This window comes from Nocardioides maradonensis (genome assembly GCF_054777115.1).
Genome location: NZ_BAAHAZ010000050.1, coordinates 1 through 1159, shown reverse-complemented (window position 1 = coordinate 1159; position 1159 = coordinate 1). Strand labels below are relative to the sequence as shown.

The window sequence follows — 1159 nt, the reverse complement described above, 5'->3', positions numbered from 1 at the left end:
CTTCCGAATCACGGGTCGGGGTGACAGGTCGACGTCTCTGACTGCTTGACCGCGGTTGGTCAGGCAGCAGTCTGTCGGATGCGGCGCTTTAGTTCCTTCTTGACCTGCAGCGGGGTGCGGCCTGCCATGTAGTCACCATGGTTGGGGCGGTCGTTGTTGTAGTCGACGACCCAGGCCTGCAACGACCGGTCGAGCAGCGCTACGTCCTCGACACGACCACGGTGGAAGTGCGGCCGATAGAACTCCTCGAGCACGGTCCCGTGGAAACGCTCACACACGGCGTTGTGGTTCGGCGAGCGTGGCGGGATCCGGTGATGATGCAGCCCCAGCTCGCTGACGCGCGCCTTGAACGCTTTGCCGACGAACTCGGGGCCGTTGTCGGTCAGGACTCCTTCGAGGGTGATGCCGTGCTTGCGCAGTGCCTTCTTCAGGTGGTCCAGCAGCAACGCGGCAACGGCGGCGGTCTTGTCGCCCACCACGAGCTGGACGACCGCGATCCGGGTCGCGATGTCGACCGCGGTGAGTTGCCACACTGCCCCCACGCCTTTGAGTCTGCCGACGTAGAACGCGTCCAGGGCCACGACCTGACCGGGGTGGGAGGCGTACTGGCAGAACCCGAAGGGGCCCTCCAGGGCGGCCTCGGTGAGTTGACCGGACTCGGTCGCGGTCAACGATGCCAACGCGATGACCCGCTGTTTGGCGGTGCCCAGGTTGTGACGCTTGAGGACTTTCGCAACCCCCGAGGCCGATCGCTCGACCCCACGCTTCTTCAGATGCCTCAGCAACGACTTCGGGCCCAGCGTCGGTCTGGCGATCGCCTCGGACAAGATCACCGCGACCTCTTCGGAGGTCATCTCGTTCGGCTGATGCGGGCGACGTCGCTCGCGCGGCAGGAGCGCCGAGAGGCCGTACTGCTCGGCCTTCTTGATCCACTCGTAGTAGGTCTTGCGTGAGACGCCGAAGACTCGGCACGCCTCGCTCACGTTGTTGATCCGGGCAGCGTGCTCGATCAAGCGCACGCGCCTGTCGTAGACAATGTCCTCGTGGGTCACGGAATGACTTCCTGTTCTCTAGATCTTGAGCAATCCAGAGACTGTCTTCCGTGGCCCACACCTACGCGCAGGCACACCGGGTGTCACCCCAACCCGTGATCCCTAAG

The 1159-nt window shown here is 64.3% G+C and carries 1 protein-coding gene; it reads right to left on the bottom strand.

Annotation, left to right across the window (positions count from 1 at the left end):
- Positions 1–59: 59 nt before the first annotated feature.
- Positions 60–1052 carry a helix-turn-helix domain-containing protein gene (locus ACYVAQ_RS23365; protein WP_460793015.1) on the bottom strand — a complete coding sequence of 331 codons (993 nt, stop codon included), beginning with the start codon at positions 1050–1052 and terminating at the stop codon, positions 60–62.
- Positions 1053–1159 lie beyond the last annotated feature (107 nt).